We start from the raw sequence: 26,178 nt of genomic DNA on the forward strand, positions 1-26,178 counted from the left end.
GGCACTCCGCATGCCGTTGCACAAAGGTCCCCAGAAGCACCAAGAGCGACCCATGTCCGTCAACCCGTTCTTCGGCGAGGCGAACCCGGTGGCCGGCATGGTCGAGGCCCCGCCCACGCACCGGCTTCCGGACGGCCCGCTGCCGCCCTCGACCGCCTACCAGCTGGTGCACGACGAGCTGATGCTGGACGGCAACGCCCGGCTGAATCTGGCCACTTTCGTCACCACCTGGATGGAGCCCCAGGCCGGGATCCTGATGGCGGAGTGCGACGACAAGAACATGATCGACAAGGACGAGTACCCGCGCACCGCCGAGTTGGAGCGGCGCTGTGTGGCCATGCTCGCCGACCTGTGGAACGCGCCGGATCCGGCGAACACCATCGGCTGTTCGACGACCGGCTCCAGCGAGGCCTGCATGCTGGCCGGGATGGCGCTCAAGCGGCGCTGGATGCAGCGCAACAGCGACCGCTACCCGGGCAGCGCCCGGCCGAACCTGATCATGGGCATCAACGTCCAGGTCTGCTGGGAGAAGTTCTGCAACTTCTGGGAGGTGGAGCCGCGGTTCGTGCCCATGGAGGGCGACCGCTACCACCTGGACGCGCAGGCCGCCGCCGACCTCTGCGACGAGAACACCATCGGGGTCGTCGCGATCCTCGGCTCCACCTTCGACGGGTCCTACGAGCCGGTCGCCGACCTCTGCGCGGCGCTGGACGCCCTCCAGGAACGCACCGGGATCGACGTCCCGGTCCACGTGGACGGCGCGTCCGGCGCGATGGTCGCGCCCTTCCTGGACGAGGACCTGGTGTGGGACTTCCGGCTCCCGCGCGTGGCGTCGATCAACACCTCGGGGCACAAGTACGGGCTGGTCTACCCGGGCGTCGGCTGGGCGCTGTGGCGGGACAAGGAGGCGCTGCCCGAGGAGCTGGTCTTCCGGGTCAACTACCTGGGCGGCGACATGCCCACCTTCGCCCTCAACTTCTCCCGTCCCGGTGCCCAGGTGGTCGCGCAGTACTACACCTTCCTGCGCCTGGGCCGGGACGGCTACCGCGCGGTGCAGCAGGCGTCCCGGGACGTGGCGACCGGGCTCGCCGAACGCATCGAGGCGCTCGGCGACTTCCGTCTCCTCACCCGGGGCGACGAACTGCCCGTGTTCGCCTTCACGACGGCCGACCACGTGACCGCGTACGACGTCTTCGACGTGTCCCGGCGGCTGCGCGAGAACGGCTGGCTGGTGCCCGCGTACACCTTCCCGGCGAACCGGGAGGACCTGTCCGTGCTGCGGGTGGTGTGCCGCAACGGCTTCTCGAAGGACCTGGCGGACCTGTTCGTCGACGACCTGTCGCGGCAGCTGCCCGGCCTGCGCCGGCAGCCGCACCCGCTGACCCGCGACAAGGAGGCGGCCACCAGCTTCCACCACTGAGCGCACCGCGGGAGGGGCCGCGCCGCGCCGTCCGCCCTCTGCGGCGCCGTCGTGGCTGGTCGCGAGTTCCCGGCGGCCCCTTCGGGCGCCGGCAGCCTAGGAGCCCTGCTCCAGCGCCACCAGCTCGAAGGCGGTCTTCCCGTCCAGGGACTCGCGGATGATGTCGGCGTGGCCCGCGTGCCGGGCGGTCTCGCGGATCAGGTGGAGACAGACCCAGCGCATGGAGACCCGGCCCTCCGGCGGGAACCAGGGCTGCGGCGGGAGCGGGAAGGTGTCGTCGAGGCTGGGGACGGAGCGGATGAACTTCTCCGTCTCGGCCGCGACCTCCTCCCAGTACGCCAGCTGCGAGGCCACCGTCTCGTCGCCGACCAGCTGGAAGGTCTCGTGCCAGTTCGACTGGTCGCGCTGGATCGCCGCCGGCTCCTGCTTGGCCCGCGCGATCCAGCTCTGCTCGACCTCGGCGCAGTGCTTGAACAGGCCCGCGAGGGACAGTTCGCTCGCGCTCGGCCTGCTCGCGGCCTGCTCGTCGGTCAGGCCGAGCAGCGCCCGGCGGATGCCGCCGCGCTGCTCCTCGATGAAGGAAAGCAGTGCTCCGCGCTCGTCGCCCTGTGCTTCCGCGGGAACGTGAGTGACCATGTCCGGCCGCCTTTCGGTGTGCTGTCCTGACCCGACCGAAACTAAGGGCCCCTTAGGACAGGTGGTGTCCTAAAGGGCCCGGGTGGCCGAATCCGTCGGCTAGAACGGGAAGCCGCTCCGGCCGTGCTGTACCGAGATCCACTTCAGGGTGGTGAAGGACTCGACGGTCGTCTCGCCGTTCAGGCGGCCGATCCCGGAGTGCTTCTCGCCGCCGAAGGGGACGACGGGCTCGTCGTGGACGGTGCCGTCGTTGACGTGGAACATCCCGGTGTCGATCTGCTTGGCGAAGGCCACGCCCCGTTCGACGTTCCCGGTGTGGACCGCGCCGCTGAGGCCGTAGGGGGTGTCGTTGACCAGGCGTACGGCCTCCTCCTCGCCGTCGAACGGGATGAGGAAGGCGACCGGGCCGAAGACCTCCTGGCGGAGCAGGTCGGAGTCGGCGGGGACGCCGGTGAGGACCGAGGGCTCGACCAGGTTGTCGGTGGTCGTGCCCCGCACCAGGGCGGTGGCGCCCTCGGCGACGGCCTGCTCGACGGTGGCCGAAATCGACTCCGCCTGCTGGGAGTTGATCAGCGGGCCGATGACGGTTTCCGGGTCGTTCGGGTCGCCGGCCTTGAGGGTCCTGACCTTGGCGACGAACTTCTCGGTGAACTCGTCCGCGATCGAGCGGTCGACCAGGACGCGGTTGGCCGCCATGCAGACCTGGCCCTGGTGGACGTACCGGCTGAAGACCGCCGCGTCGACCGCGTAGTCGATGTCGGCGTCGTCGAGGACCACGATGGCGCTGTTGCCGCCCAGTTCGAGCACCGAGCGCTTGAAGAGCGAGGCGCAGACGGTGGCCACGTGCCGGCCGACCTTGTCGGAGCCGGTGAAGGAGATGACCTTGGGGACCGGGTGCTCGATGAAGGCGTCGCCGATCTCCGCGATGTCGGTGACCACGACGTTGAGCAGACCGCCGGGCAGGCCCGCGTCCTCGAAGAGCTTCGCGACCAGGGTGCCGCCGACGATCGGGGTGTTCTGGTGCGGCTTGAGGACCACGGCGTTGCCGAGCGCGAGCGCCGGGGCGACCGACTTGATCGAGAGCAGGAAGGGGAAGTTGAAGGGACTGATCACGCCCACCACACCGACCGGTACCCGGTAGACGCGGTTCTCCTTGCCGTCCACCGGGGAGGGCAGGATCCTGCCCTCGGGGCGCAGCGCCCACTGGATCGACTCGCGCAGGAACTCCTTGGCGAGGTGCAGCTCGAAGGCGGCCTTCAGGCGCGTGCCGCCGAGCTCGGCGATGATCGCCTCGGTGATCTCCGTCTCGCGCTCCTCGATCAGGCGCAGGGCCTTCTCGAACACGGCACGGCGGGCGTAGGGGTTGGTGGCGGCCCACTGCTTCTGGGCGCGCTCGGCGGCCCGGTAGGCCTGATCTATCTCCTCGACCGCGGCTATGGTGATCGACGCGAGCTTCTCGCCGTCGTACGGGTTGAAGTCGATGATGTCCCAGGAACCCGTCCCCGGGCGCCACTCACCGTCGATGTACTGCTGGGCCAGGTCAGTGAAGTACGACGACATGTGATCCCCAAATCACTAGCAGCCATGATCAACATCACGGTCTGATCACACGTCATCGTACTTGCGTGACACGCCAGTTGGGGACGGAGAGCGAACTTCTGGGGAAAGCCTCGGGAGCGGGGGCCGGCCTAGGAGAGCTGGAGCAGCCCGCGCAGCAGGTCCCGGCTCTCGTCCGGTCCCGGGCTGTCCTGCTGGAGTTCCTTGAGCGCCTGCTCGTACTGGGCTACGTCCTCGCGCTTGTCGAGGTAGAGGGCGCTGGTGAGCTGCTCCAGGTAGACCACGTCGGACAGGTCCGACTCGGGGAAGCTCAGGATGGTGAACGAACCACCCTCCCCGGAGTGCCCGCCGAAGCTGAACGGCATGATCTGCAGCCGCACGTTGGGTCGTTCGGAGATCTCCACGAGGTGCTGGAGCTGGCCGCGCATCACCTCGCGGTCGCCGTAGGGTCGGCGCAGGGCGGCCTCGTCGAGGACGATGTGGAAGTCGGGGGCGTTTTCGGCCACCAGGTACTTCTGCCGCTCCAGGCGCAGCGTGACCCGCCGTTCGACGTCGGCCTCGCTCGCTCCCCTCATACCGCGCCGCACCACGGCGCGCGCGTACTCCTCGGTCTGGAGGAGGCCGTGGACGAACTGCACCTCGTAGGCACGGATGAGGTGGGCCGCGCCCTCCAGGCCGACATAGGTGGGGAACCAGGTCGGCAGGACGTCGGAGTAACTGTGCCACCAGCCGGCGACGTTGGCCTCCCGGGCGAGGGAGAGCAGCTGTTCGCGCTCGGCCTCGTCGGTGATGCCGTACAGCGTCAACAGGTCTTCCACGTCCCTGGTCTTGAAGCTCACCCGGCCCAGCTCCATGCGACTGATCTTCGACTCGGAGGCACGGATCGAGTACCCGGCGGCCTCACGAGTGATCCCCCGGGCCTCGCGCAGCCGCCTGAGTTGCGAGCCGAGCAGCATTCGCCGCACCACCGATCCGGGCTCTCCCGCGCTCACGTTCGCCAGCCTCCCCAACCGTCTTCAGGGCCCGCAGTCTGCCACTAAACCACTTCGAGCAGTACTCGTCCGGTTACGGAAACGGCAAGCGGCCAAAGTTTAAGCACAGGAACTTGCAAGCAGGTAGTAAGCCAAGGGCAGCAAGTTGGCGGAAAAAATGGCCAACAAGCGGTACGGGAGGGTCCAATTCGGTCGCGTGCACGTGCATCTGCCCTTGCATCTGCTGTGCGCATCCGAAACCATGGTCCCGCGCCACCGCTGCATCGCAACGACCGCGAATTCCCGGGAGTGCCTCGCATGGGGACGAATGGATCGACCATGCTCAAGCCATTACGGCAGGGCCTTCCGCCGCTTGATCCCGCGGCCGTGTCCAACGCCGCCTCCTGCGCCCTGCCCGCCCGCTTCGAAGCGGTGCGCGAGGCCCGCCTGTTCACCCGGAGAACGCTCGGCCAGTGGGACGTCGGCGACCGCTTCGACGACATCTGTCTCGTCGTCTCGGAACTCGTCACCAACGCCCTGCGGCACGCGGTGCCCGGCGAGACCGACCGCCTCGCGCCGCCGCAGGCGCCGGCGGTGCGGCTGCACCTGATGCGGTGGACCGGACGGCTGGTGTGCGCGGTGCGCGACCCCAGCCACGAGACGCCCGTCCCGCGCGCCTCCGACGACTCCTCCGCGGAGTCCGGCCGCGGGCTGTTCCTGGTCGACTCGTTCAGCGACGGCTGGGGCTGGCACCCGCTGGCGGGCACCCTCAGCGGCAAGGTCGTGTGGGCGCTGTTCCGGCTGCAGGCCGCCGACTGACGGACCCGGCGTCTTCGGACGCCGGGTTTCTACGCGCGTTACCCGCACGTTGTGCACCGAACGCACCGGGTTGCCCCGGATACGGCCGCCGTCAGCTCGTGATCAGGTGGTCGAACTCGCCGTCCTTGACGCCGAGCAGCATCGCCTCGATCTCGGCACGCGTGTAGACGAGCGCCGGCCCGTCCGGGAAGCGCGAGTTGCGGACCGCCACGTCGCCGCCCGGCAGCCGGGCGAACTCCACGCAGGAGCCCTGCGAGTTGCTGTGCCTGCTCTTCTGCCAGGCCACTCCGTCCAGCTGCGTGGCAGCCATGCCGTTGTACACGTCAAACCCCCCGTACACGCCGTCAACGTCGAGGTCCACAGGTCGCTCCCCGGTGGTGCACTAACTGGCTGATGTGACCATTGATGTAGCGGTCAACTGACCCGGATCATAACCTTGTTCACGTGCAGATGCATGAGCAGATGCACGTGCACGCGGGGTGTTCCTGCGGTTACAGCTTTGACGTCCGCTTTACTCAACCCGTTCCAGCGTCTGCCCCAGAGTCCGCAGGACATGCGACCGCCAGCCCCCGTCCATGATCGCGCGCCGCCCTCTGCGCGGGATCGCCCGGATCGAATCCTTCATGCACTAAGAAAAGACGCTCGGCCCGGCCCTGGTGTTCCAGCGCCCGTGTGATGGTCCGGTGAGCGGGTTCGGCCGGAACTGAACCGGACCACCGGAGGGACGCCATCCGCCACCTGCCGTAGACGGGGCCGGGCACATCGACGACCCCGGGGAAGCGGCACGACCGAGGGCGGTGCACGCTCGTAAGACTGCCCGCGCACCGGCCTGTCGACGTGAAGGTCCGGCGGGGGTGAGGCACCGATATGGCGAAGAAGAGAAAGATCGCGAAGACCGAGCGGCGGCAACGGTCGCCGCGCGGTACGCGGCCCGGGGGGCCGAGCCGGAGGAGATCCTCCTTCAGCCGTCCTCGACCGGGGCGGAGCGCCTCGCCGCCGCGGGTGAGCTGCGGGGGCGGCCGCGCGACGCGAGCGCCACGCGCGTGCGCGACCGGGACCGGGTGGACGGCCGCCCGCGCGGGTACTTCCGTACGTTCGGCCTGTCCCGGCTGCATCTGCGGGACCAGGCCCACAGGGGATACCCATCCGGCTTACGCAAGTCCTCCTGGTGGGTGCTGGTAGCTTGCCGCTGTCGTCCGGGCGGCCGGGCGGCCGACCCCTAGCACCCGGGAGCGTTGCGGTGACCACGGCTACGGCGAGTACGGCTACGACGCGTGTGGCGACGGCGGGCATGGAGACGGCGACGGCTTCGGTCACGCCTGCGGCCCTGGGGCGGACCGTTGCGACGCGGAACGCTTCGGCGGTGGCGGCCGGGGCCGGCCCGCGGCCGCGGCAGGCCCGGCGGCCGGCCCTGCGGATCGCGACCGCCGCCGCGGCGGGGCTGGCGGGCGCGCTCGCGCTGACCGCGTGCAGCGGGGGCGGCAGCGACTCCTCGGCCACCCCGTCCGGCACGTCGTCCGCCGGCGCCACCGCCACGGGCGGTTCGAACGGCTCCACGGGCTCCTCCGACGCGCTGCAGGGCAGCTGGATCACCACGAGCGGCGGCAAGATCGTCGCGCTGGTCGTCACCGGCAAGGAAGCCGGACTCTTCGAGACCGGCGGGGCCGTGTGCAGCGGGACGGCCGGTGAGGAGGCCGGGATGCGGATGATCCATCTCAGCTGCACGGACGGCAGCAAGGACCGCGTCACCGGAATGGTGGACTCGGTCAGCAAGAGCGGCATGAAAGTCACCTGGTCCGGAAAATCGGGCAAGGAGACCTACACCAGGGCCGAGGGCGGCAAGCTGCCTTCGGGGCTGCCGACAGCGGGCCTTGGGCAATAGGGTCCGGCAGGGCCGTTTCCGACCGGCGCCCGGCGTGTTCGCGGTGGGCCGGAACGGCGGTCGGGACAGGGCGGGAAGCGGTCGGAAGCGGGGGCGGGCGCGCGGGGCCCGGGCCGGGGCGTGATGATGCTGGGACACCGTCACGACCTCGATGGGGATCTGCACATGCGCGCCATTCCGCTCACCGTCACCGCCGTCGCCGCCGCCCTGGCCCTGACCGCCTGCAATGACGGCGGCTCCAGCTCCAGCGGCAAGAACAGCTCGGCCTGCAAGATCGGCAAGGTCTCCGTCCAGGTCGGCTCCGCGAGCGTGGCGCCCGCCGCGGGGGACACCGGCGAGGTACCGGTGAGCATCACCAACCAGAGCGCGCCGTGCACCCTGGAGGGTTTCGCCGCCGTCACCCTGAAGGCGGGCGGTACGTCGGCGGCCGTCGGCGCGCAGCCGGGTGCGAAGAGCGTGCAGCTCAAGCTCGCCAAGGGGGACTCCGCGACGTTCTCCATCAGCTACGTGCGCGGCAAGGACGGCGACAAGGCGAGCCTCGCGGCCACGTCGCTGACGGTGGCCCTGCCGGGGGGCGACGCGACGGAGAGCTTCCCGTGGAAGTACGGGGCGGTGGCGGGCCAGGGGACGGCGGAGAAGCCGAACGCCTCGGTGGGGGCGTTTCAGCAGGCGGGGGACTGAATCGGGGGTGACGCGGTCGTGATTCGGCCGACGGGTGGGGGTTTCTCGCGCAGTTCCCCGCGCCCCTGACAGGGGCGCCCCCCACCGTGGTCCCGTGCCGCGCCGTGGGGGTTTCTCGCGCAGTTCCCCGCGCCCCTGACAGGGGCGCCCCCCACCGTGGTCCCGTGCCGCGCCGTGGGGGGTCTCGCGCAGTTCCCCGCGCCCCTGACAGGGGCGCTCAACGGTTGGCGCGCACCGTTCCTCGTCTCCTGACGGGGCGCGCCGTGGCTCAGGGGAGTTGGGGGTGTGAGTGGACCTGGGCCTGGTCGGCTGCTTTTGTGCCCTCTGTCCAGCCGGCCTCGTCGGTTATGCCACGCAGGCGGGTCGTGGTGGTGTCCGGGAACATCTGGGCCATGCGGTCGGTGACGGCCAGCTCTCTCGTGGCCAGGACCGGAAGCAGGTCCCGGGACGGGTCGGTGTCGGCGAGGGCCGACCGGGCCGCTGCTCTGAGGCGGTCGCCGACCCGGTGGGCGTAGGCCGCCAGGAAGGACTGGCGGAAGGTCTTCGTACGCTTGCGGCCGCCCGCCCGCTGCGCCGCCTCCGCCTTCGTCATCGCGTGGGTGGCCTGCACCAGCAGCGAGGTGTGGAGCAGTTCGACCACCTCCAGGTCCGCCTCGAAGCCGACGACCGTGGAGAAGGCCAGCGGCTCGTTCCACACCGCGCGGCAGTGGTTGGCCGTGGCCACCGCGTCCAGCAGCACCGCCTTGGCCTGCTCGTACGGCGGCTCGACGCCGATCCGGCAGGCACCCGGCGCGTCCGGCGTGGGCGCCCCCGCGGCGAGCAGCGCCTCGTCCACGCTGTGCCGGGCCATCAGTTCCTGCGCCTTGGCGCTGAGCGCCTCCGCCTCCTCCGGAAAGCCGGTCGCCTCCGCCTTGGCGAGCAGCGCGCGGATCCGGGTGAGCATGCGGGACTCCGGGCGGTGCCCGGCCGCAGTGGGCCGGGGCTCGTCCAGGGGCTCCAGGGCGGGCAGCCGCAGCAGCAGGCGGTAGAGCTCCAGGACGACGGTGGCGTGCGAGAAACGGTCCCCCACACGTGCGTGGCCGTCCGTCTGCGGCAGCGCGTCGAGCTGGTCCCGCCAGCGGGGGCCGCGCGGCCGGTCGTCCGGTGCCTGCGCCCGGATCAGCCCGGCGGCGAGCCGTACGTGCGGGTCGTCCAGCTCGCGCCGTACCAGCCGTACGACGTCGGCGGGCTGCCAGCCGCGCCGCCAGGCGGCAGCGACGAACTCCCGGCCTCGCCGCGCGAGTTCCACGTCGGCGCCGGAGTCTGCCGCGAGGAGGGACGCGCCCGTGTCGAGGCCGGTGTCGGTGTCGTCGTACAGGGCGCTCTGGAAAGCTCGGTCGACGGTGCTGGGCTGGCTAGTGGTCACGTTTCGATCGTGCCACGCGGCGCCGACAACGAGCGGCGGTCATCCACACCCTGTGGACAACGTCGCGGCCCTCCGGTTTCGGACCTATCCGTCAGCGAAGTGTCAACCGAGGGTTGACACCCACAGAGTGTCAACCTACGGTTGACACATGGCTACCGACCCGAACATCACGGCATCCGTACGCCTCGACGACCTCATCGCGGCGATCAAGAAGGTGCACCCCGAACCTCTCGACCAGCTCCAGGACGCGGTGATCGCCGCCGACCACCTGGGCGACGTGGCCGACCACCTGATCGGCCACTTCGTCGACCAGGCCCGGCGCTCGGGCGCGTCCTGGTCCGAGATCGGCAAGAGCATGGGCGTGACCCGGCAGGCGGCACAGAAGCGCTTCGTGCCGAAGGAGTCCGCCGCCCTCGACCCCGGCCAGGGCTTCGACCGCTACACCCCCCGCGCGCGGAACGTGGTGATGGCGGCCCACAACGAGGCGGTCGCGGCCCGAAACTCCGAGGGCCGCCCCGAGCACCTGGTCCTCGGCCTGCTGGCCGAACCGGACGGCATCGCGGCGAAGGCGATCCTCGCGCAGGGCGTCCTGCTCGACACCGTGCGCCAGGCGGCGACGGACGCGCTGCCGCCGGCCTCGGACGACGCCCCCGACCTCGTCCCCTACGGCCCGGAGGCCAAGAAGGCCCTCGAACTCACCTTCCGCGAGGCGCTCCGCCTCGGCCACAACTACATCGGCACCGAACACCTGCTGCTGGCCCTCCTGGAACACGAGAACGGCGACGGCGTCCTCAGCGGACTGGGCATCACCAAACCGGCGACCGAGGAGTACATGACCAAGGTGCTGTCGCTGCTGCTGGAGCAGAAGAACGCGGCGGCCGAGGCTGCGGGTGCGGCCGCGATGCTGGACGGCGCGGACGGCGAGGGGACCGGGACGGGGGCGGGGACCGGGACGGGGACGGGGACGGGGGCGGGGGCGGGCTGAGAAACTCGCCGGAACGACGAATCTGCAGGTCAGGGCGATTGTCAGTGGTGGATGCCACACTCGCAGCATGACCGACCGGTGGGCTCTCGCTCCGGCCGAGGACGGTGGCGTGGACGTCGCCCCCCTCGGTCCGGACGGGCTGCCCGCCGGGCCGGTGCGGCGGGAGCCCGATCTCGCCGGGGCGGTCAGGGGCCGCCCGGAGGTGACGCGCTGGGTGTGGCGGTCGACCGCCGAGGTCTACCCGCGTCTGCTCGCCACGGGGGTGCGAGTGGAGCGGTGCTACGACATCGAGGACGCCGAGACACTTCTGCTGGGCCACGAGGGACGCTCCGGCGAGCCGCGTTCGGCCGCCGCCGCCCTGGCCCGCCTCCGCGGCGGCCCCGTACCGCCCGACCCGCCGCAGCGCGCGGCCGAACCGGGCGCGCAGTCCCCGCTGTTCGAGCCGCAGGGCGCCGCCCGCCTGACGCTCGACGAACTCCTCGCGGTCTACGCCGAGCAGCAGCGCCGCCACGACCGGGCCGAACACCCGGACCGGATGCGGTTGCTGACCGCCGCCGAGTCGGCCGGGATGCTGATCGCCGCCGAGATGAACGGCGCGGGTGTGCCCTGGAGTGCCGAGGTCCACCGCGAGGTGCTGCGCGAACTGCTCGGCGAGCGGTACGCGGGCGGCGGCGAGCCGCGCCGCCTGGCCGAGCTGGCCGACGAGGTGTCGGCCGCGTTCGGCAGGCGGGTGCGCCCGGACCTGCCGGCCGACGTGGTCAAGGCCTTCGCCCAGGCCGGGATCAAGGTGAAGTCCACCCGCCGTTGGGAGCTCTCCGGCATCGATCATCCGGCCGTGAAGCCACTCCTCGCCTACAAGAAGCTGTACCGGATCTGGGTGGCGCACGGCTGGACCTGGCTCCAGGACTGGGTGCGCGACGGCCGCTTCCGGCCCGAGTTCCACGCGGGCGGCACGGTCACCGGGCGCTGGGTGACCAACGGCGGGGGCGCGCTGCAGATCCCCAAGGTGATCCGGCGGGCCGCGGTCGCCGACCCCGGCTGGCGTCTGGTCGTGGCCGACGCCGACCAGATGGAACCCCGCGTGCTGGCGGCGATCTCCCGCGACCCCGGGCTGATGGAGGTCGCCGGGCGGGAGACCGACCTCTACCAGGCCGTCTCCGACCGCGCCTTCTCCGGCGACCGCGCACAGGCCAAGCTCGCCGTCCTCGGCGCGGTCTACGGCCAGACCTCGGGCGACGGGCTGAAGAACCTGGCCGCGCTCAGACGCCGTTTCCCCAAGGCGGTCGCCTACGTCGACGAGGCGGCGCGGGCCGGCGAGGAGGGCCGGCTGGTACGCACCTGGCTGGGCCGGACCTGCCCGCCGGCGACCGGCGCGGGCGACGGCACCGAGGAGGCGGGCATGCCTCAGGAGGAGCCGGAGGAGCAGGCGGCCGAGGGCTGGGTGCCGGGCTACGCCTCCACGAACTCCCGGGCCAGAGGCCGCTTCGCGCGCAACTTCGTGGTCCAGGGCAGCGCCGCCGACTGGGCCCTGCTGATGCTCGCGGCGCTGCGCAGGACCTGCGCGGACCTGGCGGCCGAGCTGGTCTTCTTCCAGCACGACGAGGTGATCGTGCACTGCCCCGAGGAGGAGGCCGAGACGGTCGTGGCGGCGATACGCGAGGCGGCCGACCTGGCCGGACGGCTGACGTTCGGGCAGACACCGGTGCGGTTCCCGTTCACGACGGCGGTGGTGGAGTGCTACGCCGACGCGAAGTGACCGGTCCGCTCAGTCGCCGGATGCCAGCAGGCCGCGCAGCTCCACGAGGACGTCCGGCTCGTCCGTGCCGTCCAGGGCCGTGAGGGCCTCGCGCCAGACACCGTGCGCCTCCTCGGTGCGCCCCTGCTCGCGCAGGAGCAGGCCGAGTTGGTGGCGGGCGAGACCACCGCTGTAGCGGTCGGCGCGGGCGTCGGCGCGGCGCAGGAGTTCGGCGCACTCGTGGTGGGCGGGGCCGGTCCGGCCGAGGGCGCGCAGCGCGCGGACCAGACCGAGCCGGGTCTGGGACTCGCCGTGCCAGTCGCCGTGGCCGCCGAGAATGCGCAGGCTCTCCTCGAAGTGCGCGGCGGCCGCCGCCGGTTCACCGAGGCGGAGCTGGGCGTAGCCGATGTTGCAGTGCGCCGAGTGCTGCAGGATGACGGCGCCGATGGCGTCCCCGATCGCGAGGGAGCGCCGGTGCTGCTCGATGGCGGCGCGCGGGTCGGTGTGCTCGTAGAGGTTGCCGAGATGGCTGTGGGTGACGGCCTCGCCGTAGGGGTCGTTCAGCTGCCGGGAGTAGTCCAGGCTCTGCCGCAGCGCCTCGGCCGACTCGACGTACCGGCCGAGCCCCTCGAGCAACAGCCCCCGGTTGTTCAGGGCGCGCCGGACCCAGGAGACCATGCCCAGCCGCCGCCACAGGGCCAACGCCCCGTCGGTCAGGGCGAGGGCCTCCCGGTGGCGGCCGGTGAGGAAGCGCAGGCCGGCGAGGTCGCCCAGCGCGTAGGCCTCGGCGGGCTCGTCTCCGAGGCGCCGGGCGGCGGCCAGGGCGGCGGTGCCGAGCACCTCCATCTCGGCGACCCGGCCGCTGCGCAGGACGTAGGGGTAGAGGAGCCGGACGAGGGTGGAGAGGTAGGCGCTGATCCGCGCGTCGGCGGTGTCGGCGTACCGCTCCACCAGGGCGACGATGTTCTCCAGCTCCATGTCGCCCCAGGCGAAGGCGTGCTCGGCGCACTCGAAGGAGGGCAGGGCGGCGGCGTACCGCTCGTGTTCGGGCGGCTGGGCGGTGGTGGGCCGGCGGCGGTCGCTCTGGTCGCGTCCCGGCTCGAGGATCGCCAGGAGAGCGCGCTCGGCGACGGCGGCGAACCAGCGCAGAGCGGTGAGAGCGGCCTCGGTTCGGTCAGTGCCGTCAGTGCCGTCAGTACCGTCAGTACCGTCAGAACCGTCGGTACGACCGCCCCCTTCGGTCCCGTCAGCCCCGTCGGCCAGCTCGCGGGCGAAGTCCCGTACCAGGTCGTGCGGGGTGTAGCGACCGTACGCGGTCTCCTCCAGCAGGGCGACGTCGACCAGCCGGTCCAGGGCGGCCTCGGCGCGGCGCTCGTCGGTGCCGGTGAGCCGGGCGATCAGGAGGGCGCCGTAGGTGGGCAGATCGAGGGCGCCGAGGTGGCGCAGGACGAGGGCGGCGTCGCGGTCGGGGACGCGCTCGGAGCCGGCCAGGGCGTCATGGGCCACGGCGAGGGAGCGCCGGACGCTGAGGTCGTCGTATTCGAGGTGGCGCAGCCTGTCCTCGGTGGCGGCCAGTTGACCGGCCAGCACCTCGGGGGTGAGGGCACGGCGGGCGGCCAGCCGGGCGGCCACCACGCGCAGGGCGAGCGGGAGCCGTCCGGTGAGGCCGACGAGCGGGTGACCGGCGTCGATCTCCGCACGCCCGCTGACCGCGCGCAGCAGCGCCGCGCTGTCCTCGCTGGTCAGCGGCCCGAGCGGGAAACGGCGGGCGCCGTCGAGCGCGGTGAGCGGCGAACGGCTGGTGACGATCACCGCGCAGCCGGGTCCGCCGGGGAGCAGCGGCCGCACCTGGGCGGCGTTCGCGGCGTCGTCGAGGAGCAGCAGGGTGCGGGTCGGTGCGAGCAGGGAGCGCAGCAACGCGGCGGCCGCGTCCGGGTGTTCGGGGATGTGCCGGGGGTCGGCGCCGAGGTCCCGCAGCAGCGCGGCGAGCGCCTGGCCGGGGGTGAGCGGGGTCACGCCGGGCGTGGCGCCGTGCAGGTTGACGTAGAGCTGGCCGTCGGGGAAACGATTCCTCAGCTGGTGCGCCACGCGCAGGGCGAGCGCGCTCTTGCCGACGCCGGCCATGCCGCTGAGGACGACGAGGACAGGGACGGCCCCGGACGGACGGGTGAGGGTGCGGGTCAGTTCCTCCCGCATGCCGGTCCGACCCGTGAAGTGAGCCGGGGGAGGCGGGAGTTGGGCGGGACGGAGGGACGGGGAGTCGTCGCGCGTGGAACGCGGGTCAAGGGGCTGGTCGAGATCAGCGTCTTCGGCTTCCGGCCGACGGCCAGGCGACGCGCCTCCCAGGGGAGCGGGGAACTGCGCGACCGGCCGTAGCGCACCCGCGTCCCGTCCACCGCCCGAGACACCCTTGTGCGTCGGCGCTCCCCCCACCACGCCGCTCCCCCGCAGCACCTCCACATGGGCCCGGCGTACCGCGGGGCCGGGCTCGATGCCGAGTTCCTCGCGCAGGCGGTTGCGCAGGTCGCGGTGGACGGCGAGGGCCTCGGCCTGCCGCCCGCCGCGGTGGAGGGCGAGCATCAGCTGGCGGTGATAGGCCTCGCGGAGCGGGTACTCCGCGACGAGCGCCGCCAGTTCCGGTACGACGCTGTCCAGCCGGGGCCCGCCGAGGGCGAGTTCCGCGTCGTAGCGCCACTCCAGGAGCAGCAGCCGGGCCTCCTCCAGGCGCTGCACGAAGGCGAAGCCGCCGAGTTCGGCGGGGAGGCCCCCGAGCGGGCTGCCACGCCAGAGCGCGAGCGCGTCGGCGCAGGCGCGCAGCACCCGATCCCATTCCCGCCGCCCGTGCGCCGCGCGCGCCTGGGCCACCCGGACCTCGAACACGTCGACGTCCAGTTCACCGTCGTCGACACGCAGGAGATATCCGGGCGGTACGGCCCGCAGCCGCTCCGGGTCGTCGAGGAGCCGGCGCAGCCGGGTGACGTGGTTGTGCAGCGAGGCGCGCGCCGACACCGGGGGCGCCCCGCCCCACAGCGCCTCCCGCAGCGACTCGACGGAGACGACCCGCCCGGCCTCCAGGAGCAGCGCGGCGAGCAGCGCGCGCACCTTGGGGCTGCCGATGGGGCGTACGTCGGCCGCGTCGTAGAGGACAGGAGGTCCGAGCAGTCCGAACCGCAGCTCGTACCGCCGCATCACTCCACCCTTCGCCTCCCCGCACGGCGGAGGTGCCCGCCGGTCCTGGATCCTGGCGGAATCGCATCCCGTAGGGGATGACTTCCCGCCACCTTCTCTGTGCCGGTCGGAGCCGGAATCCGCCGGGTCTCCGGCCTGCCCCCCGAGCCGAACGACGTCTTCACGCCAACCGGTTGGCGGCCTTGAGGAGAACCACTGGCCACATGTTAGCGATCCGTTGGCGAGCCCTGATGTGATCTTCTTATCGGACCGGGTCCGACGGCGCACGCGTGAATCGCGTGACTCGGGGGAGTGTCGCCGCAGGCCAGAGTCCGGGGACGCGAGAGGGTTCCGGTCGGCGGAGGTGATCGACCGGAACCCTCGTCCCGTTTCCGAACCGGGCCGGACCGGAGCGGACCGAACCGGAGCGGACCGGAGCGGACCGGACTACGACCCGCTTCCCAGCTCCCCTGCCCCTCCGCTCCCCGGCCTCAGACGACGGGCGGGCGCCCGAGTCGCGTGAGCCGCCAGACCGTGCGCCAGCGCATCGGGCGGCGCTCCCCGGCCGGCTCGCGCAGCCCCTCGGCGAAACCGGCGAACCAGGCCCGCAGGCCGCCCGTCGAACGGGCGCGCAGGAGCGTGATCAGTATCCAGACGCCGAGGTGGACCGGGATGAGCGGCAGGGGCAGCCGACGGCGGGTCAGCCAGACGCGGTTGCGGGCGGTGACGCGGAAGTAGACGGCATGCCGGGCAGGCGAGGTCCGGGGGTGCTGGAGGAGCAGCTCGGGCGCGTAGAGGATCCGCCAGCCGGCGTCGGCGGCACGCCAGGCGAGGTCGGTCTCCTCGTGCGCGAAGAAGAACTCGGCGGGCCAGTCTCCGGTCTCGGCGAGCATGGCCATGCGCAGGGCGTGCCCGCCGCCGAGGAACCCGGTGACGTAACCCCCGCGCATGGGGTCGGCATTGCCGACGCGCGGCACGTGCCGTCGCTGGGTCACACCGCGTTCGTCCGCGATGCGGAAGCCGACGATGCCGAGGCGGGGATCGGCGGCGAACAGGTCCCGTACCTGCCGGAACACCTCGACGTCGACGAGCAGGCCGTCGTCGTCCAGTTCGACGACGACGTCCACGTCGCCGAACGCGCGCAGGGTGGCGAGGGCGACGTTGCGACCGCCGGGGCAGCCGAGGTTGTCCTCGACGTCGACGGTGGTGACCTCGCCTGGCAGGTCGAGTCGGCGGGCGAACTCGGGCAGCCGGCAGCCGTTGCCGACGATCACGATGCGGGCCGGGGCGAGGTCCTGCTTGGCGACGGACCTGAGCAGGGCGTCGACTTCGTCGGGCCGGTTCCCCATGGTCACCACGGCAACCGCGAGCCTCGGCTCCGCCATCTCCCTCACCCCATCCGGCCGACGGCGGTGCCCGCGCCCTGACCGCGCGGCACTCGTCGTTCACCAAGATGTTGCCCCAGGTGCGCCGGTACTCCTGACTTCGATTTAGTTTGCATCCCTTTTACGGCGATTTTCCTTGTGCCGGACGAAGCCCAAGCCCGCACGTGAGTTCGGACGGGCCCGCACCCCGGGGTTTTCCCCTGAGCACTCCCGGAGCTCCGGCCGGCACGCCGGCCCTGGCGTCCGGACCGTCCGGCCGGGGCCACCTCGGGAAGACCGCAGTGGTGCGGCGGTTTCTCGGGGAGTCCGGCGCCGGTTGCGTCCTCGGCGGGGGCCGTGCGGAGAGCGAGACGGAGCTGCCGTTCGGGGTACTGGCGCAGCTGCTGGGGGAGGGGCGGGAGTACCCGGATCCGCTGGCCGCCCGGTCCTGTCTGCTGGTGACGGTCGGGGAGTCCCAGGGCGGCCGTGGGGCCGTCGTGCTCCCGGCGGCCCCTTCGACCACCACCACCCGCGGCCGCCCGGACGCGCCTCCTCTACAGCCGCCGCAGCAGCACCCGCTTCGCCCCACGCCCCACGAACCCGCAGCCCACGCCGAAGCGTTCGGCCATGGCGACCGCCCCCCATCCGTCCCCGGACCCCGCGCCGCACGGCGGCACCACTCAAGGACCGAGACAAGACCCCGGGACATCACCGACAAATCACCCGGCCCGAACGACCGCCGGTTCACGGACAGTTCGGGTTCGGGATCCGCCCGAAGCCCTGTTCACGCGGGTCGCAGGCACCGCCGCGCCTCTGGCGGCCTGCCGCGCACGCTACGCAGCGAGCACACCGTGGGCGGTACCGGCACTCAGCCGTCGTACGTTGTGGCGCCTACGGACTCCGTCTCTCCCGAGGCCGCTCGGACCGGCCGGGGTTGTCCGTTTCAGGGCGTCGGGGCCACATCGCCGTCGATGGCGACGACCAATGATTCCGATCCCTCGGCCAGATAGTCGTGGTCCGGAAAGTAGTCGACGTGCAGATGGTCGTCCTGGTCCGCCTCCGCCGCGAAACCCTCGATGTTCTCGGCGAGGAGCGAAAACGACTCCGGCCCGCCCTGCAGATCCATTGACCCGCTGCCCCCGGATGACGAGATCACGACCTTCCCGCTCGCCGGCCGGAATGTCATCCGTGACAACGACCTGCCGTACGGGAACGGATCAGAGACCTCCTCCAGGAGAGTTTCCCCCTGCCCGCTCCTCAACTGCCGCCCCAAGAACTGCAGTTCGGAGCGGGTTCCGGAGAGCTCCAGCTCCCCGGTCGAATCACTTCGCAAGACCTTCACCGTTACGCCTTTGCTCTTCGCCTACGACCGATGGTCGCCGGGCCGGATGATGAACGGGCAGTCGCTTCGGGGATGCTTCCTGAGCCGGCCGGCGTTGCCGTCGACTACTGCCGCTGCCGACACCCTCAAGCCGAGATGGTCGTCAGCTCCGGTGGAGTAAGGGACACATTGACAATCTGCGCGATCACTTCCAAGCTCCAAGGGCCGGAAATCGTGATCCACACCATCTCGCACTCCAGGTCGGCCTGACCCCACTTGCCTTCCCAACTCCGAAGCGTGTGCATGCGCGCCTCGGCCGGCCAGTCGGATCGTCGGGCGGGCAGCAACGAGACGTGGACGCCGTCGATAAAGCATGGCCCCGTCTCCCGCAGATCCTCCATGCGGAGGTAGCGGATCCGTGCAAGGTGTAGCCATACCGGCGTATACGGCGTGCCCTCCTCCACGAAACCGAGTGTCAGGTCCCCCTCAGGCCAATCCGTATCCATCTGGCACACCACCGTCTGAACATAGTGACCAGCCCATCGAGCAGTGATGTCCGAGATTGCCCGAATCTTTCGGGCATACGAACTGAACGCGTCGACCTCGTCGAAGTCATTCAACGTTCGCACACTCCTATGGGCAGTTACGAAGATACTCGCCCGTGTCCTTGTGGTCCCGCGTCAAAGAATAGGGAGTTCCGTCAGGATGCCAATGCTGCGGACGATTATTAACATCCGGGCCCATGTCAGCCGTATCGCTTCTCACGAGTTGGTCTCGTCATCTCGAAGCCATTGGCCCGAGCAAACAGGGCGATCCACGTGTGCGGATCCTTTTATTTGCCCAGTTCGGGCACCAAGAAGGGGCGGCCGTCCGTCGCGGTGACCGGGACCTTCCGCTGCTCGGCAACGCCGCTGTTGCCCTGCCACAAAATCTGCGGCAGGGCAACAGGGCCGGACCCTGCGGATCAGAACGTCAGCTCGTCAAAGGCCGGACGCCATGGGCCGAACCCATGGAATCCCCGCAGGGCCGCTTCGACGACAGCGGGGGAGAACGACTTCTGGAGCTTCATCTCGCTCGCCCGCTGTGCAGAAATCGCGACTCCCACGTTTCCGCGGATGTCCTGAATTCTGTACTCTCCGGGTGGCTCAACCCAGACCTTGTACTCAGGCGGCACAATATTCCTGGATACTTCCCGGTTCCCCAGAGCCGACCAGATGCCGTCCTTGATCCGAAGATCCATGGTCTCCAGCAAGAAAATCGGCTGATCGAGTTCGAAGGACTCGACGTCGCGGGAGTCATCGACATCCAGGAGTTCGGAGAACACCGCCAACAGGACGTTCCCCCGCAGCTTCTCGACGACCTGGGCAATGGATTTTTTCTCGTCGGTCACCGGAATGGAGAACACATCGCCATTCCCGTATTTCCTCAGCATACCGTCCCTCCGGCAGCCTTGTAACGGGCGTCGTTCATCTGCACTCGACCGTTCTCGAGCACACTTCCGGGCACGGACTTCTTTCCCCCGCCGGCACGCATCCAGCTTTCCTCCAGGACGTCAAGATCCTGCCCCGGGTTCGCCCTGCCCAGCACTTCAAAGGTGAACGATTTACCCGGGTAGTCCCTCGCGTGCTCGCTCTGACGCTTCAAATACCGGCTCCAGCTCTTCGCCTGACCGACGTACTCCTCCCCGGTGATCAAGTCGGTTCGCAGGTATACGACACCCTGCGGAGTGGAAGGAGTCGGCGTCGAATTGTGTACAAGAACCGGCGTGTCTCCGGCCAGCACATAGTACGTGTGGATGTCGGCGACGGTGAGGTTGTACACCGTGGCCGGCTGGGTCCGGCGGTGGATCGCGGTGATCGTGACCACGGCCCCGGAGGACGCGTCGAGTTGTTCGCCGGCGATCAGGTCGGTGGCGTCGACCCATGCGCCGAGTTCCGGGACCCAGAACGGGTGTCCGTCCGTCGCGATGACCGAAGCGGTCCGCTTCCTGCCCTCGGCCTCGATGGACAGGGTGATCCTGACCAGGTGCTTCAGACCCTTGCCGGTGATCTCGGCGGTGACCGTCTTGACCATGGTCCGGCCGGTCTTCGGGTCCGTGGCCAGGACCTTGTCCCCGGTCCTCACGTCCTGGATGGACTTGGTCGTGCCGTCGGCCATGAGGACTTCGGTGCCGGGGACGAAGCTGTTGCAGGGTTTCGAACTGCCGTCGGCCCCGCCGAGATAGGCCAGCAGTGCGGTGGCGACGGTGTCCCGGATGACGTTGCCGCGTGCGACGGCCGCGGCCTTCTCGTTGCATTCGTCGGCGTGGTAGACGCAGTAGGTCGCCGCGATCTCCTTGGCCTTCGCGACGTCCTTGCCGCCGTGCAGCACGTAGAGGTAGGCCTGGCGGCATCCCTCGCGGCCGTAGCAGGCGGAGCCCGCCGTGGACGACTCGTAGGCCGGGTTGTACCAGAAGTCGTCCGTGAACTCCCCGTTCATCCGGGGAGACCAGAAGTTGTCCGCCAGCTTGTCGATGTCGTTCGTGACGGGGGTGTTCGACGCCACCCAGTGCTTCTTCGCCGCCTGGGAGCGCTTGTAGATGTTGCCCCGGTGGTAGTCGGACGTTCCGGTCTTCGGGTCGTAGCCGACTTCCTGCTGCTGGTGCTTGCTGCAGTACTTGAGGTCGTACTGGCAGGAGTTGGGCTTGGAGCCGATCTCCGTGCCCGCCGGGTCGGAGTAGGTCAGCGGGTTGTTGTCGGCGTAGGTGTAGCCGTGCATCTGCTGCGGGTCGGTGGCCGTGAAGACCGGGTCGACCGACAGGAAGCGGCCCGTGGCGGGGTCGTACTCGCGCGCGCCGAGGTGGGTGAGGCCCGTCGCGGTGTCGTTGGTGCCGCCGACGAAACCCCGGGTGCCGGTCCACGTGTTCGGCACGGTGCCGCGCAGCCCGCCGAACGGCAGGCTCCGGCGCTGGGTCAGCGCCTGGGTGTCGGCGTTGACGGACAGCTGGGCGGTGCCGTGGTGGTCGGCCAGGGTGAAGGAGAAGGTGCCGTCGTTGGCCTGAACGGCCTGGTGGCCGCCGCCGAGGTCGAAGTAGCGGGTACCCTTGGCCGTGGTGGCGCCCGTGGCCAGGGTGACCTCGGTGGTCCCGAGGTAGAGCGTGGTCTCCGTCGGGGTGCGGCCGATCAGGCGGTTGCCGTCGGCGTCGTACAGGTACTCGGTGACCTTGTCGCTGCCGCCCTCCACCGGCTGGGTGACCTTGGCGAGATGGCCTTCGGCGTCCCAGTCCAGGGTCTGGGAGGTGCCGTTGCCCAGCAGGCGGGTGTGAGTGTTGCCCGCGACGTCGTAGGTGAAGCTGTCGGTGGACTTCACCGTGCCGGTCGTGGTGTCCACCGAGCCCAGCGTGTGCGGCCGGACCGCACCCGCGTCGGGGTAGTGGTAGCTGCGCTGGGTGTCCGAGGCGCCGCTCGTGGTGGCGTGCTGGGTCTCGGTGAGCCGGTTGCCGACCTTGTCGTAGGTGTAGGAGGTCCAGTACGGGGCCGGGCCGCCAGGCGTCGCGGCGTTGGGCGTGGTGACACAGCCGGTGGTCGACTGGGCCCACGCCTCGGTCAGCCGGCCGAGGTAGTCATAGGTGAAGCACTGGTTGTCGGTGCCGGAGCGTGAGGTGTCCGAGACGGACAGGACGTTGCCCGCCTCGTCGTAGGAGTAGGTGTTGTACTGGTCGACGCCCGAGACGTCCTGGCGGTCCACCCGTGTGGTGGCCAGCCGCTGGGTGCCCCACTGGTAGGTGTTCGTCTCGTACGTGGCCTTTCCGCCGTTCGCGGCCAGCGAGTACTGCAGCGGCTTGCCGACGGAGCTGTAGGAGGTGGTCGCGGTGAGGTTCTGCGGGCCGCTGACCTTGAGGGGCCGCAGCGTGCCGTCCTCGTACGTGTAGGTGACGGTGTTGGCGGCCAGGTCGCCGGCCTTCGGGTAGCCGACGCCTTGCACCGTGCCCGACGCGTTGTAGGTGGTCGTCGACAGGTAGGTGCCCTGCAGCGCGCCCTCGGAAGACGGGATCGTCACCGAGGTGCGCAGGGGCCGGTACAGCCGGTCGTAGGCGACGACGCTGGACTTGTACTCCTGGCCGCCGCTGTAGCGCGAGCTGGACGCGAGCCGGCCCTTGGCGCCGCTGATCGTGTCGTAGACCCACTTGGCGCGCAGTGTGCCGGTGGCGGAGGTGTCCCGCAGCTCGGTCCTGCGGCCCAGGCCGTCGTAGACGCTGGCGAGGACGGTGCCTCGGGCGTCCTTGGTGCTGGTCAGCTGGGCGCGGTCGTCGTACTCGTTGTGGGTGGCGCCCTTGTCGGGGTCCGTGGTGTCGGTGAGCCGGCCCATCAGGTCGTACGTCCAGGTCCAGGCGTTGCCCGCCGGGTCGGTGACCCTGGTCAGCTCACCGCGCGGCGAGTAGCCGTAGGACGTGGTGTCGTAGGCGGCGTCGGCGTCACGGGAGCGCAGCTCACGCAGTTCGGTGGTGTTGCCGCGGGCGTCGGTGACGGTGGTCCGAGCCGTGCCGCCGACCGGCGGGATGACGGTGGTGCGGTCGCCGCCGTAGACGGTCTTCGTGATGCCGAGGACGGCGCCGCCGTCGCCGTTGCCGGCGATCTGCCGCAGCTCGGTCTGCCGGCCCAGACCGTCGTAGGTGTAGCGGTTCTGGGTCTCCACGCTCAGCGCGTTCTCGGGCTTGAACATCGTCGTGGAGGGCGCTGTGGTGTCGGTGTAGTAGGAGGCGAACTCCTTGACCACCTGGCCGCGTTCGTCGTAGAAGGTGTCCGCGAGCAGCGTGCCGCCGTTCGGGCCGGGCGCCTGGGTCTGGCGGGGGCGCAGGAAGCCGTCGTAGAAGGCGTACGAGGTGTCCTGGGCGCCGGAGTTGCCGATGGTCTTCGTGCCCACGGCGACCGGCTTGGTGTCGGTGACGGTGTACGTGAACTCGTAGCTGGGGGTCTGGCTCGTGGTCCGGTCGGCCAGCCAGACCTTGCTGGTGCGGCCGAGCGGGTCGTACGCGTACGTCGTGACCTTGCCGTTGGTGTCGGTCTCGGTGAGCGGCTGCCCGCGCAGCGCCTCGTAGGCGGTGGTCGACGTCTGGGCGGTCGTGCTGTCCCCGGCCGTGGCGGGCGGGGTGGTCACCGTGCTGCTCGTCGGGAACCCGGTGGCCGGGGTGTACGCGGTGGTGGTGGTACGGCCGTCCGAACGCGCGGTGCGGGTGAGCGTGCCGGCGGAGGTGACCGTGACGTCGGCGGTCAGGTCGGTGGTGGTCAGCGCCCGTCCGTAGCCGTCGTAGGTGGAGCCGGACTCCAGGTAGGCCGCGGTGGTGCCGCTGTACGTCTTGAGTTTCGCGGTCCTCGTGGCGTCGCCCTTCGTCGCCGCGGCACCGTACGCCCCGCCGTCGTAGGCGGTGCGGACGTCGGACAGCACGTCGGCCGGGCGGCTGGTGGTGGCGTCGCAGGCCTTGGCGACCGTCTCGACCCGCACGGGGGCGTCGACGGGGACGCTGCCGGAGACGTAGGTGGTGCGGGTGCACTGGTCGTCGGCCGCGGTCGTGGTGTCGCCCAGGTCCTCGCTCTGGGTGACCAGGCCGGTGGTGGTGTCATGGGTGTCGGAGCCCGCGGTGGTCCGCCACTTGACGCCCGCGCCGTCGTCCAGAGAGGTCCAGGACCTGGTGGAGGCGGAGCCGGTCAGGTTGGCGGTGACGGTGCCCCAGTCCCGGACCTTCTTCGCGGTCTGCTGGTACCAGGGCCGGCTCACCGTCTTGGAGAGCACCTTGCCGCCGGGACCGGAGTAGGTGACGGTCTTGTAGGCGAACCCCGCCTGCGACTCGTGGTCGGTGATCGGGTCGCCCTCGCCGGAGTCCAGGGTGACCGACACGCTCCTGGTACCGCCGGAGGGACCCAGCCGGTCGCCGTCCATGCCGCGCAGGAAGTACGTGTCCGTCTGCGACTTCATCGCCGACGCGCCGCCCTGCCCGCCGGTGCGCACCCGTACGTGGCCGTAACCGCGCCACTGCGACCAGGTCTTGGACTTCTCCTTGGTCATCCCGTCGTCATCGTCGTAGTGCCAGGCGGCGCCGTCCAGGTAGTCGTACATGGTGACCTGGTCGGGCGCGCCGCCGGTGCGGTCGGTCGAGGTGACCGTGTCGACCACGTACTTGTTGAACCACTGCCGGTCCGGGTCGTCGGTCGTACTGCCGCCGATGTACTGCGGGAAGCAGCGGGTCGTGTTGGTCTGCGGCGTGGGCAGCGCGGCCGCGTCACAGACCGGGGCCGAGTAGCCGACGTCGATCTGGCCGCCGGACTCGTCGGCGACGGTGGACAGCCGGGACTTGATGTACGGGGCGTAGCCGTCGCCGATCTTGTCCAGCCGGTTGGCGAGCTGGGTGTAGGCGAGGGTGACCTTCGGCAGGGTGACCGTGCTGGTGCCGTCGTAGCCGGTGCGCTGGACGGAGTCCAGCAGCAACTGGTAGTCGGTGTCGGCCATGCCCCACCGGTGGGTGAGTTTCCAGCCGTCGACGTTGCTGTAGGAACCGGACACCAGTACCTGGGTGGTGACGCCGGTCAGCCGCTTGCGGGTGAAGAACGCCGGGGAGTAGCGGCCGTTGTCGCAGTCGGTGCCCGCTTCGCAGTTCAGGTCCCACGGGGTGTCGTACCAGTACTGGGAGTCCGTGGAGATGGACGAGCACGTGGTCGAGCTGTCGGGGATGCACCGCTCACTGCTGGTGAAGTTGACCTTGGCCAGCGCCTTCGCCGAGTACATGGCCGCCTTCTTCAGCCCGTACTCGATGCGGTCCACCGTCCCGCCGCGGACGTACGTCGTGTCGTCGGCGGCGGTCAGGTTGCGGCCGTAGGAGTTGGTCTCCTTGTCGTAGTAGTACGCGACCGCGTTGCCGTGCGGGTCCACGACGTAGTCGAGGTTCCAGCGCCAGCCCTGCTGGCACCAGGAGGCCGCGAACGTCGAGGCGTTGCACGGCTCGCCGGTGTTGTTGCCGAAGACCGGCACCGTCCAGGTCGAGTCGGTGGTCTCGTTGCCGCTCGCCCAGCCCGGCAGCCGGTTGTAGCCGAAGTAGTACTGGGTGCCGTCGGGAGTGGTCACCCGCCAGTACTCGTCGTTGCGCGCGCCGTTCGAGCGCACGTCGGACGACGAGCCGTAGATCCGGTCGATCTTCGTTCCGTCGTCGTTCTGCAGCTTGAAGGAGTTGGTGCCGTTCGGCACCAGCTCCCCGCCCGAACCGTTCAGCGACAGCGTGGCGTTGTCGTACGCCCAGCACAGGTCGCCCGGCTTGTTCCCGTCGGCGTTGGTCGCGCCGTCGTCCGCGCATCCCTTGTAGCTGCGCTCGATGAAGCCGGGCGACAGGTCGAAACCGTCACCGACCCACGAGGCCTGGTTGTTGGTGTTGCCGGTACGGCCGTCGACGCCGCCGGAGGAGTACGAGAGCCCGACCTGCGGGGTCAGCCCGCCGGGCACCTGCGGCACCGCCATGTCGTACGACCACGCGAACGAGCCGCTGCTCTGATCCGTGCTCCACGTCGACGAGGAGGACAGGGAAGTGGCCTTGTAGTCGCCCCTGTCCCCGCTCGCCGAGGCGGTCGCCGCGAGGACGGTCGCCGTGCTCGCGCTGAGGGAGAGCGAGTTCGCGGTCAGCGTCTGCTTCTCGGTGTCGTTGACCGTCGCCACGGGGCGGGTCGTACGGCACTGCTTCTTCTGCGGGGTCGTCAGCGCGCACGCGGGCAGCCGGACCAGGGTCAGCCGGGCCGCGTAACCGCCGCCGTACAGGCCGGCGAACGAGGAGTAGTCCAGCCCGGCGCGCACCTTGCCGCCACGCTGGATGCCACCGCTGCGGCCGGGGGTCAGTGCGAAGACCGGTCCGTCGACCCCCGTCTTCCGCGCCGCGCCGCGCGACAGTGCGCTCACGGTGTAGGCGCCGGCGGCTGCGGACCGCTCCGCCCCGGCGTCCAGGGTGAGCGGGAGCCCCTTGACCCGGGCGGCTTCATGACCGAGCGTCACCTGCACCGCGCCCGCCTTCGGCCAGGCGGTGGCCGGCGCCTCGGCGGGCGTCCGGGGCCCCTTCGTCACCTTGCGGGGCAACGCCTTGCCCACCGGGCCGCCGGCGACCGGCGACTCGGCCTGCGGCAGCGCCGGCTTGCGCCAGCCCTGGGCGACGGCGGGCACTCCCGACGCCTGCAGCAGTGTCGCGGTCAGCACGGCGGCCGTGGCCATGGCCACGCGGGGCC

At 70.7% G+C, this 26,178-nt stretch carries 17 protein-coding genes and 1 pseudogene; 7 read left to right on the top strand and 11 right to left on the bottom strand.

Translation table 11 applies throughout. The features are described 5' to 3' along the window. Positions 1-10: 10 nt before the first annotated feature. A complete protein-coding gene (locus tag BLW82_RS19045; protein ID WP_093500073.1) occupies positions 11-1,420 on the top strand; it encodes a glutamate decarboxylase in 1,410 nt (469 codons plus the stop codon). Positions 1,421-1,516: 96 nt separating this feature from the next. On the opposite strand, the gene BLW82_RS19050 is transcribed toward BLW82_RS19045, so the two are convergent. The 3 genes from BLW82_RS19050 to BLW82_RS19060 form a co-directional block, all read right to left on the bottom strand. Further along, positions 1,517-2,056 (bottom strand): DinB family protein, encoded by a 540-nt coding sequence (locus BLW82_RS19050; protein WP_093500075.1) that lies wholly within the window; start codon positions 2,054-2,056, stop codon positions 1,517-1,519. A gap of 99 nt (positions 2,057-2,155) precedes the next feature. Further along, entirely contained in the window at positions 2,156-3,616 is a 1,461-nt protein-coding gene (locus BLW82_RS19055; protein WP_093500077.1) for an aldehyde dehydrogenase family protein, read from the bottom strand. A 128-nt stretch (positions 3,617-3,744) separates the two neighbouring features. After that, positions 3,745-4,569, bottom strand: a complete 825-nt coding sequence (locus BLW82_RS19060) for a helix-turn-helix domain-containing protein (protein ID WP_093500079.1) — start codon at positions 4,567-4,569, stop codon at positions 3,745-3,747. Between the two features lie 354 nt (positions 4,570-4,923). On the opposite strand from BLW82_RS19060, the gene BLW82_RS19070 reads away from it, so the two are divergent. Continuing rightward, on the top strand, positions 4,924-5,403 hold the full coding sequence (locus BLW82_RS19070; RefSeq protein WP_093500083.1) for an ATP-binding protein: 480 nt from the start codon (positions 4,924-4,926) through the stop codon (positions 5,401-5,403). Between the two features lie 91 nt (positions 5,404-5,494). Here the strand turns inward: BLW82_RS19070 and BLW82_RS19075 are convergent, their stop codons facing one another. After that, a complete protein-coding gene (locus BLW82_RS19075; RefSeq protein ID WP_177232996.1) occupies positions 5,495-5,764 on the bottom strand; it encodes a DUF397 domain-containing protein in 270 nt (89 codons plus the stop codon). 506 nt (positions 5,765-6,270) lie between these two features. Between BLW82_RS19075 and rpsN the strand changes: the two are divergent. The 3 genes and pseudogenes from rpsN (at position 6,271) to BLW82_RS19090 (ending at position 7,966) form a co-directional block, all read left to right on the top strand. Beyond that, positions 6,271-6,626, top strand: a pseudogene (gene rpsN, locus BLW82_RS19080) (30S ribosomal protein S14). Positions 6,627-6,766: 140 nt separating this feature from the next. Beyond that, positions 6,767-7,285 carry a hypothetical protein gene (locus tag BLW82_RS19085; protein ID WP_256215871.1) on the top strand — a complete coding sequence of 173 codons (519 nt, stop codon included), beginning with the start codon at positions 6,767-6,769 and terminating at the stop codon, positions 7,283-7,285. Between the two features lie 165 nt (positions 7,286-7,450). Then, a complete protein-coding gene (locus tag BLW82_RS19090) occupies positions 7,451-7,966 on the top strand; it encodes a DUF4232 domain-containing protein (RefSeq protein ID WP_093500085.1) in 516 nt (171 codons plus the stop codon). 268 nt (positions 7,967-8,234) lie between these two features. On the opposite strand, the gene BLW82_RS19095 is transcribed toward BLW82_RS19090, so the two are convergent. Further along, positions 8,235-9,371, bottom strand: a complete 1,137-nt coding sequence (locus BLW82_RS19095) for a DUF2786 domain-containing protein (protein ID WP_093500087.1) — start codon at positions 9,369-9,371, stop codon at positions 8,235-8,237. A 148-nt stretch (positions 9,372-9,519) separates the two neighbouring features. On the opposite strand from BLW82_RS19095, the gene BLW82_RS19100 reads away from it, so the two are divergent. Beyond that, complete coding sequence (locus tag BLW82_RS19100; protein ID WP_093500089.1) at positions 9,520-10,356, top strand: Clp protease N-terminal domain-containing protein; 837 nt, start codon at positions 9,520-9,522, stop codon at positions 10,354-10,356. Between the two features lie 67 nt (positions 10,357-10,423). Further along, positions 10,424-12,112: a bifunctional 3'-5' exonuclease/DNA polymerase gene (locus tag BLW82_RS19105; protein ID WP_093500091.1), complete on the top strand. Its 1,689-nt coding sequence runs from the start codon at positions 10,424-10,426 to the stop codon at positions 12,110-12,112. A 9-nt stretch (positions 12,113-12,121) separates the two neighbouring features. On the opposite strand, the gene BLW82_RS19110 is transcribed toward BLW82_RS19105, so the two are convergent. The 6 genes from BLW82_RS19110 to BLW82_RS19135 all read right to left on the bottom strand — a co-directional run bounded on the left by BLW82_RS19110 (position 12,122) and on the right by BLW82_RS19135 (position 26,164). Further along, entirely contained in the window at positions 12,122-15,280 is a 3,159-nt protein-coding gene (locus tag BLW82_RS19110) for an AfsR/SARP family transcriptional regulator (protein WP_093500093.1), read from the bottom strand. Between the two features lie 470 nt (positions 15,281-15,750). Continuing rightward, complete coding sequence (locus tag BLW82_RS19115) at positions 15,751-16,644, bottom strand: glycosyltransferase family 2 protein (RefSeq protein ID WP_093500095.1); 894 nt, start codon at positions 16,642-16,644, stop codon at positions 15,751-15,753. 922 nt (positions 16,645-17,566) lie between these two features. Beyond that, entirely contained in the window at positions 17,567-17,749 is a 183-nt protein-coding gene (locus BLW82_RS43955; protein WP_143063687.1) for an Imm32 family immunity protein, read from the bottom strand. 341 nt (positions 17,750-18,090) lie between these two features. Next, the gene (locus BLW82_RS19125) at positions 18,091-18,564 is read right to left on the bottom strand and encodes a hypothetical protein (protein ID WP_143063688.1); all 474 of its coding nucleotides are present in this window, start codon (positions 18,562-18,564) and stop codon (positions 18,091-18,093) included. A gap of 344 nt (positions 18,565-18,908) precedes the next feature. Next, positions 18,909-19,376: a hypothetical protein gene (locus BLW82_RS19130; protein WP_093500101.1), complete on the bottom strand. Its 468-nt coding sequence runs from the start codon at positions 19,374-19,376 to the stop codon at positions 18,909-18,911. After that, positions 19,370-26,164: a polymorphic toxin-type HINT domain-containing protein gene (locus BLW82_RS19135; RefSeq protein ID WP_256216218.1), complete on the bottom strand. Its 6,795-nt coding sequence runs from the start codon at positions 26,162-26,164 to the stop codon at positions 19,370-19,372. Before BLW82_RS19135 ends, BLW82_RS19130 begins: the two co-directional genes overlap by 7 nt. Between the last annotated feature and the right edge of the window lie 14 nt (positions 26,165-26,178).

The organism is Streptomyces sp. Ag109_O5-10, from assembly GCF_900105755.1.
In the GTDB taxonomy this organism is placed as follows: Bacteria; Actinomycetota; Actinomycetes; order Streptomycetales; family Streptomycetaceae; genus Streptomyces.

What these genes read in the sequence shown, in the direction of transcription:
- BLW82_RS19050 (WP_093500075.1), bottom strand. Translation starts at nt 2,056, where the DNA reads ATGGTCACTCACGTTCCCGCGGAAGCACAGGGCGACGAGCGCGGAGCA.
- BLW82_RS19100 (WP_093500089.1), top strand. Translation starts at nt 9,520, where the DNA reads ATGGCTACCGACCCGAACATCACGGCATCCGTACGCCTCGACGACCTC.
- BLW82_RS19090 (WP_093500085.1), top strand. Translation starts at nt 7,451, where the DNA reads ATGCGCGCCATTCCGCTCACCGTCACCGCCGTCGCCGCCGCCCTGGCC.
- BLW82_RS19045 (WP_093500073.1), top strand. Translation starts at nt 11, where the DNA reads ATGCCGTTGCACAAAGGTCCCCAGAAGCACCAAGAGCGACCCATGTCC.
- BLW82_RS19115 (WP_093500095.1), bottom strand. Translation starts at nt 16,644, where the DNA reads ATGGCGGAGCCGAGGCTCGCGGTTGCCGTGGTGACCATGGGGAACCGG.
- BLW82_RS43955 (WP_143063687.1), bottom strand. Translation starts at nt 17,749, where the DNA reads ATGGATCTGCAGGGCGGGCCGGAGTCGTTTTCGCTCCTCGCCGAGAAC.
- BLW82_RS19055 (WP_093500077.1), bottom strand. Translation starts at nt 3,616, where the DNA reads ATGTCGTCGTACTTCACTGACCTGGCCCAGCAGTACATCGACGGTGAG.
- BLW82_RS19060 (WP_093500079.1), bottom strand. Translation starts at nt 4,569, where the DNA reads ATGCTGCTCGGCTCGCAACTCAGGCGGCTGCGCGAGGCCCGGGGGATC.
- BLW82_RS19130 (WP_093500101.1), bottom strand. Translation starts at nt 19,376, where the DNA reads ATGCTGAGGAAATACGGGAATGGCGATGTGTTCTCCATTCCGGTGACC.
- BLW82_RS19110 (WP_093500093.1), bottom strand. Translation starts at nt 15,280, where the DNA reads ATGCGGCGGTACGAGCTGCGGTTCGGACTGCTCGGACCTCCTGTCCTC.
- BLW82_RS19105 (WP_093500091.1), top strand. Translation starts at nt 10,424, where the DNA reads ATGACCGACCGGTGGGCTCTCGCTCCGGCCGAGGACGGTGGCGTGGAC.
- BLW82_RS19070 (WP_093500083.1), top strand. Translation starts at nt 4,924, where the DNA reads ATGCTCAAGCCATTACGGCAGGGCCTTCCGCCGCTTGATCCCGCGGCC.
- BLW82_RS19135 (WP_256216218.1), bottom strand. Translation starts at nt 26,164, where the DNA reads ATGGCCACGGCCGCCGTGCTGACCGCGACACTGCTGCAGGCGTCGGGA.